Annotated in this window: 7 protein-coding genes; 5 read left to right on the top strand and 2 right to left on the bottom strand. The window is 31.4% G+C overall.

The annotated features are described in order from the left end of the window. Nucleotides 1-56 precede the first annotated feature (56 nt). The 4 genes from murI to J5G60_RS14980 all read left to right on the top strand — a co-directional run bounded on the left by murI (nt 57) and on the right by J5G60_RS14980 (nt 3858). Nucleotides 57-836, top strand: coding sequence for a glutamate racemase (gene murI, locus J5G60_RS14995; RefSeq protein WP_150357201.1), 780 nt, complete (start codon nt 57-59; stop codon nt 834-836). 48 nt (nt 837-884) lie between these two features. Further along, nucleotides 885-1286: a DUF3783 domain-containing protein gene (locus J5G60_RS14990; protein WP_190972213.1), complete on the top strand. Its 402-nt coding sequence runs from the start codon at nt 885-887 to the stop codon at nt 1284-1286. 39 nt (nt 1287-1325) lie between these two features. Beyond that, nucleotides 1326-1997 carry an XRE family transcriptional regulator gene (locus J5G60_RS14985; protein ID WP_150357203.1) on the top strand — a complete coding sequence of 224 codons (672 nt, stop codon included), beginning with the start codon at nt 1326-1328 and terminating at the stop codon, nt 1995-1997. A gap of 61 nt (nt 1998-2058) precedes the next feature. Next, the gene (locus J5G60_RS14980; protein WP_150357204.1) at nt 2059-3858 is read left to right on the top strand and encodes a heme NO-binding domain-containing protein; all 1800 of its coding nucleotides are present in this window, start codon (nt 2059-2061) and stop codon (nt 3856-3858) included. A gap of 66 nt (nt 3859-3924) precedes the next feature. Here J5G60_RS14980 and J5G60_RS14975 read toward each other — a convergent pair whose 3' ends face one another. After that, nucleotides 3925-4824 carry a radical SAM protein gene (locus tag J5G60_RS14975; RefSeq protein WP_150357205.1) on the bottom strand — a complete coding sequence of 300 codons (900 nt, stop codon included), beginning with the start codon at nt 4822-4824 and terminating at the stop codon, nt 3925-3927. A 132-nt stretch (nt 4825-4956) separates the two neighbouring features. Between J5G60_RS14975 and hydA the strand changes: the two genes are divergently transcribed. Next, on the top strand, nt 4957-6336 hold the full coding sequence (gene hydA, locus J5G60_RS14970) for a dihydropyrimidinase (protein ID WP_150357206.1): 1380 nt from the start codon (nt 4957-4959) through the stop codon (nt 6334-6336). Between the two features lie 75 nt (nt 6337-6411). On the opposite strand, the gene J5G60_RS14965 is transcribed toward hydA, so the two are convergent. Further along, complete coding sequence (locus tag J5G60_RS14965) at nt 6412-7461, bottom strand: YkvI family membrane protein (protein ID WP_150357207.1); 1050 nt, start codon at nt 7459-7461, stop codon at nt 6412-6414. Between the last annotated feature and the right edge of the window lie 104 nt (nt 7462-7565).

The raw sequence follows: 7565 nt of genomic DNA, 5'->3' as shown, positions 1-7565 counted from the left end.
ATATAATATAAATGATAAAATATTATTTATTCAATTGGAGTTAATGAGGTGATAGAATGGAGTCAGAGAACAGACCAATTGGTTTTTTTGATTCTGGAATAGGTGGAATAAGTGTTTTAAAAGAGGCTGTTAAAATTTTACCAAATGAAAATTATGTATATTTTGGAGATTCAAAAATGGCTCCTTATGGTATAAGAACTGTGGAAAATGTAAAAGAACTTACGCTTAATGCTGTAAAATTCTTATTGAAGAAAGATATAAAGGCATTGGTTATCGCCTGCAATACTGCAACTAGTGCGGCTATAATAGACTTGAGAAAAGAATATAGCAAATACATGCCGGTAATAGGTATAGAACCAGCATTGAAGCCAGCTATGGAAATTAATAGAATAGGGAAAGTAGTGATAATGGCGACCACTATGACATTATCTGAAAAAAAATTTAATAACCTTATGAAAAAATATGATAAAAATTCAATGATAGAGCCGCTCCCTTGTCCTGGACTTGTGGAACTCATCGAACAGGGTATAATAAAGGGAAAAGTAATTGAAGATTATTTAAATCCGAAATTGCTTCCTTTGAAGAAACAGGGAATTGCAGCTGTGGTATTGGGATGTACACATTATCCTTTTATAAAGGAAAGCATATCTAAGATATTGGGTAATGATATACCTATAATAGATGGCAGCAAAGGTACTGTACAGCAACTTAAAAGGCAACTAATCAAGTATAACATTATAAATAAAAATATAGATAAATTGGGCAGTATAAAGATATTTAATTCTATGAATAGCCAGGACATTATAAAATTGAGCTATGAGCTTTTAAAAAGATAAATTGATCAGTATTTTATTTGAAAGTGATGTTTTGAAAGGATGATGTACATGTTTCTACAAAGTAATAAAGCCATAATTTTATATGGATTTGATAAAAATGATGAAAAGATTATAAAAGATATAGGCAGAGAATTTAATGTCAGCAATTTTAAAATAATAAAAAATCACATGACAGAAATGAAAATAAAAGACATATTATCTGGAAATTCAGGAGAACAATTAAAAAAACAGGATAATGTTTATTTTTTAAATGAAAAAGTAATATTATTTAATGATTTGACGGATAAACAGATAAATGGAATTATGAGAGAATTAAAAATTAAGATAGAGAGTACACCTATTTTGGCCGTGGTCACTGAAACTTCTGTAAATTGGAGTTTTAAGTATTTGTTGAATCATCTCCTCCAGGAGAGAGCATGGTTTGAGAAAAATAAAGAAGTTTCAAAATAGTATGATATAGTATGACCTTTTTAGTAATGGGAGGAAAAAATGAGTAGAATAGGAGAAAAAATAAAATCTGCAAGAATTAAATCGGGAATGAGTCAAAAAAAGCTTGCTAAGAAGTTGGGAGTTTCCGAAGGATTTATAAATGAAGTTGAGATAGGGAAAAAAATAGCTAATCAGGGAATAATAGATAGGATTTCTAAAATTTTAGGTAAAGATATGAATGATATAACAATGTCTTTTGAAGAACAGACACATGAGGTCAAAAAAGAAGAATTTTCTCCGATATATAATAATAAGAAAGAAAAAGTTAAGGATATTTGGAATGAAGCCTTTGGATCCGTTTTGAAAAAAGTACCTGTGTATAAATACGAAATGGATAAACCTATTGGGTTTAAACAACTTCCTCTGATTGAAAATAAAATAGAGGGATATGCACAGGACAAGGTTTTTTATTTGAAAATAGAGAGCGATGATATGGAAGGTTTTAGAATACAGAGAGGGGATTTGGCCTTTGCACATATTACGGGAGAAATTGAAAACAATTCTATATATTTGGTGGAGTATAATGACAGCAGAGTGCTGAGGCAGATAAAGAAATTGGATAACAATAAAATGCTTCTTATAAGCGGTAAAAACACTGTAAGAACGGAAACTATTGAAGTAAAAAGTTTAAATGTAATTGCAAAATTAGATAAAGTAGAGATTATGCTATAAATAAGCTGTACAGTTTAAATGGAACTTTTTATACATGAAGTCACACAAGGAGGATAAAAAAATGAAAGGTACTGTAATTGCCACATGGATGAGGACATGCAGGAAACTTTATGGTGATGAAACTGTAGATACTGCTATGGATAAAGTTGGATGGGGAGCATCTAAAATATTTTCACCTATTGAAAATGTAGATGACGCAGAGATAAAAAAGGTAATTGAAATTATAGCAAAAGATAATAATGAGGATGTAAAAACATTATGGAAAAAGATAGGTCTTGATAATATAAATGCTTTTTATAAAGATTATCCAGCTTTTTTCAAACATGAAAACTTGTATTCATTTTTGAGATCAATGTTTGATGTACATGTAGTTATGACTAAAAAATTTCCAGGAGCCAAACCACCTCTCGTAGTAATAAACCCTATATCATCTAAAACCGCTGTATTTGAATATAAATCTGATAGAGCCATGTTTGATTACCTTATGGGTATGATAGAAGGAAGCGCTAAATTTTTTGGAGAAAAGCTTGGAATAGAGAAAATCGAAGAAACAAATAATTCTGTAAAGTTTAAATTTACTTTTGATAAAGATATATATTATAAGAAAGTTTATGGGTTTAATAAACTGCTTTCTTTGGGATTTATAAAAAATGTTGGAATAAAAGTTGGAATATTCAGTTTGGTATTGTGCTTGATAGTGTCTGTTCCACTATTAGGGTTGAATAATTTATTTAAGTCTATAATAATCTCATTGGTAGCTTTTTTAGGAGCTTATATATCTGGTTCCATACTTATGAAACCTCAGTCTATTATAATGGATACGATGAATAAGATCAATAGAAATAATTACATTGAAGATGGGGATATAGAGACGAATGATTTTTTTGAAAACATATATGACCTTTTAAAGAAGCATAAGAAAACAATAAAATCAGATTTTGTGGGATTCAAAGGTGTAACTGATGAAATGAACACATTTGTGTTAAATATAGATAAAATATCCAATTCAATGAACAATACTTCAGGTGAGATATCTGATGTAGTAGAACAGGTGGCCAATTGTGCGGTAAATCAGGCAGAAAATACAGAAAAAGTGGTATCTGTATTGAATGACAACATTGAAAATTTAAAAATTATAGTGCAAAATGAAAATGGTAATAAGCTGGAACTTGAGAAATCTATGGATAAAATAAGCAACAGTTATAAAAACGTAGATAGTACAAGTAAAAATATATTGAGTACTTTGGAAAGTTTTAAAAAAGTCAGAGATATGGGAACTGAACTTCAATCAAAGGCAAAGGATATAACAGGTATAGTTTCCATAGTTTCAGGAATTTCAGAACAGACTAATTTATTGGCTCTCAATGCATCTATTGAAGCTGCTCGTGCTGGAGAGCAGGGTAAAGGGTTTGCAGTGGTAGCTGAAGAAGTGAGAAATCTGGCAGAACAATCTCAGGATGCCGTAAAAGATATAAATTCCAACTTGGTTAAATTTGCAGAAGATATAAAGGAACTGGTGAAGAATATAGAGGAACAGTTCGATATACTGAAACTGGAAAGTGATAAGCTTCAAAATGTAAGAGATATAAGTTATGAAGCTACAGATTCTATAGAGAAGGTTGCTTCTTCCATGATAAAAACTATAAATAAGCTAACTGAAGAATCGGATTCTATATCTGGGATATATGATAATATGGAATCTCTGGCAGCAATTGCAGAGGAAAACTCAGCGTCTTCAGAGGAAGTTAGTGCCAATGTGTCCAATTATACTAATGACATTAAAAATCTTATGGGCAGTATAGGTGAGTTTAAAAAGATAACAGAATCCTTTAAATCAGAACTGGATAAATACAAAATATGAAAATTTGAGAACTGACTAATAAATAGATATTTGATATATTTTTTAGTCAGTTTTTAATAGAATTAATTATACTCCCTGTAGATCAAAATCAGGTACAAAGTCTTCGGAACACGTACCGTTTTCTTGAATGAACGCATTTTTTATTCCAAGTGAAATACAATAATTTATGAGGGAGTCATAATGTTTAGGATTTAATGCTCTATTTATTTCTGGAAATTTGTAAGCATGATACACGGGGGTATATTGATTCATGATGCTTATATATACTGAATTTCCAAAAGTGTTATAGATATAATCCATTATCTTTTTTGAGTCAAATAGCAGACCTGGGATCATAAGATGACGTATTATTAGTCCCTTTGTTATAAGACCGGAACTATTAAATGTTACACTTCCTACCTGACGATACATTTCTTTTATAGCTCTCGAAGCACAATTAAAATAGCCAGGTGCATTGGAATACTTTATAGCATATTTATTACTAAAGTATTTTAGATCGGGAAGATATACATCTATGTATCCCTCAAGAGCTTTTAATGCTTCTGTAGTCTGGTAACTATTGGTGTTGAAAAGTATGGGAAGGGTAAGTCCCTTTGATTTAGCTATATCAAGTGCCTGAACTATTTGGGGTATATAATGGGTGGGAGTGACTAGGTTTATGTTATGTGCCCCTCTTTCCTGCTGTTCTAAAAATATGTCACTGAGTCTTTCTATAGATACTTCTTTACCTATATTTTCAGAACTTATGCTGTGATTTTGGCAAAATACACATTTTAAATTACAATGGCAAAAAAATACGGTACCTGAACCAATACTTCCTGAAATACAGGGTTCTTCCCATTTGTGAAGAGAGACCTTGGCTATTTTTACATTTTTACCGGCATTACAAAAACCAATGTGTCCTTTTAATCTGTTTATCCTGCAATTTCTAGGGCATAGGTTACAGCTTTTAAGAGTATCTATCATGAAGAACACTTCTTTCCTAATGTTTATATAATAATATGTTAAAATATATTCTCTATTTTGTAAAGAAGCTATGGAATGATTTTTGCTTAATTGTATAGTAGATATAATAATAGCTTTTTGGAGGTGATTCACGTGTCTACTTTAATAAAAAACGGAACTATTGTAACTGCAGATGATATATATAGGGGAGATGTGTATATTGAAGACGAAATTATAAAAGAGATCGGTTTGAATATATGTAAAAGAGCTGATGTGGTTATTGATGCAAAAGGTAAATATGTAATACCAGGGGGCATTGACATACATACTCATCTTAATATTCATGTTGGAAAAGTAACGGCAAGTGATGATTTTTATACAGGTACTGTGGCAGCTGCCTGCGGGGGAACTACATGCATAGTAGATCATATGGGATTTGGTCCCAAGGACTGTGATCTGACGCATCAGGTAAAAGTCTATCATAAATATGCAGACGGAAAGGCTGTTATAGATTATGGATTTCATGGTGTTATACAGAATATAAATGATAATAGACTGGAGGAATTGAAAAAGCTGCTGGAAGAAGAGGGAATTCCAAGCTCTAAAATGTATCTTACCTATGATTTCAAATTAAGTGATTATGAAGCTTTAAGGCTCCTTGCTAGACAGAAAGAACTGGGGGGAATTACTGCAGTACATTGTGAAAATAATGATTCTATAAAATATCTTAAAGAATATTTTATCAAACAGGGTAAAATACAGCCCATATATCATGCTTTAAGCAGACCGGCTGAGGTGGAGGGAGAAGCAATAAACAGAATGATAAACCTTGCAAAGATAGCAGGGGATGCACCACTTTATATTGTCCATCTTTCTACGGAAATTGGTTTGGAATATATTAAAATGGCAAGAGATAGGGGGCAAATGGTATATGCAGAAACTTGTCCTCAATATCTTTTACTCACAGAAGATAAACTTAGGCAACCTGATGGATTGAAGTATATTTTCAGTCCACCTTTGAGAAGAGAAAGGGATACAGCTGCATTGTGGAGTGGAATTAAAGATGGATATATACAGACCATAGCAACAGATCACTGTCCATTTTTCTATAAAGGTGAAAAACAGCTTGGGAAAGATAACTTTGCAGATTGTCCTAACGGGGGACCCGGTATTGAAGAAAGAATACCTCTTATATTTTCTGAAGGTGTTGTAAAGGGGAGAATAGGAATAAATAAATTTGTAGATGTATGTTCCACAGCTCCTGCCAAGCTTTCAGGACTTTATCCCAGAAAAGGACATATTGCAGTGGGTTCAGATGCAGATATAGTTTTAATAGATCCGGATAAAGAGGTTACTATGACCAGGGACATTCTTCACGAGAATGTTGACTATACTATGTATGAAGGATTTAAGGTGAGAGGCTATCCTGTTTTGACTATGGTAAGAGGAGAAATAATCGTACAGGATAATAAATTTATAGGGAAAAAAGGATATGGGAAATTTATAAAAAGACATAGGATAACTCACCTATAATCGACTTAATGATTGATGTTATATATCATATAAAGAGAGCTATTTCAAAGTTTTGAGATAGCCCTCTTATAAGTCTTATTTACTATATTCTCTTATATAAAAGATTATACATTGCAGTATAAATATGAAACTAACCACTCCAAATGCAGGGTATAATAGAGAAATTAAATTTATAAATCCAATTTGGGATATAGGAATTGTGATTAAAATGATTAAGATCACTGACTTATTGTAAGATATATTGAATATTTCCTGCAGATTTTTACCTACACTGTATACATCGGACACTTCTGTAGAAAACATTTCAAGCCAAATTACAAAAAGAAGCATTGTTTGAAGCAGCTTGCCAAATCGGTTGGCTATGTAGAGCAGAGGAATTTCATATTTAAATATGTAAGGTATATTTGAGATCAGTAAAAAGTTTATTATAAAAGCCAAAATTGTAAGCCCCAGAGCTCCTATAATAGATCCAGCTATAAGACTTTTTTTCTTGCCGATGGAAAGGCTAAGGGGTACAAGTACTCCGCTGCAGCATAGTACATTGAATCCTGAATATACTAATGAAGATAAAAGCCAGTTATTTTTGTAATAGGGTATGCTTTTTATAAAAGATAGATTTACATTTTTGTAGAAAATTAAATGCAGCAGAAATAAAGTTAATATTACAAGTATAAGAGAGGGTACTATTACTGAATTTATTTCCATCAGTCCTTTGGTATCTCTAAATAGGATAATTATGGATGCGAATACCATAAAAAATATACCTACCCACCTGGATACGCCAAAATATTGATGTATTAAGGCACCGCTTCCTGCCAATATTATTGAGGAACCTCCAATTAAAAAAAAGGTAGTTAAAAAATTAGTTACCATACCTAAAAATCCGGGGCTTACCAAAAGAATAAGCCCATCATAGGAATTTAACTTATATTTTATGCTTAAGTTGATTACTATAATAGACATTATTATGTATATAATACCACAGATTAATATGCCAAAAAAGCTTTTGTATCCATATTGAGTGAAAAATTGGCTTATTTCTTGACCTGATGCCAATCCTGCACCAACTACTGTACCTATAAAAACGGCAGATATTTGGAAAATTAAAATTATTTTCTCCTTCAAAGAGTGTACCCCCTAAATAAATCATTATTAATATAATTATATAAATGTAATATGAAAATAATGAATTATAAATTAAAATTCTATTTAGGGGAAAAATATAATTT

The organism is Clostridium sp. HV4-5-A1G, from assembly GCF_900184915.1.
Taxonomy (GTDB): Bacteria; Bacillota; Clostridia; order Clostridiales; family Clostridiaceae; genus Clostridium_B; species Clostridium_B aromativorans.
The sequence above is the reverse complement of the archived record's forward strand: the minus strand, read 5'-3'. Positions and strand labels throughout refer to the sequence as shown.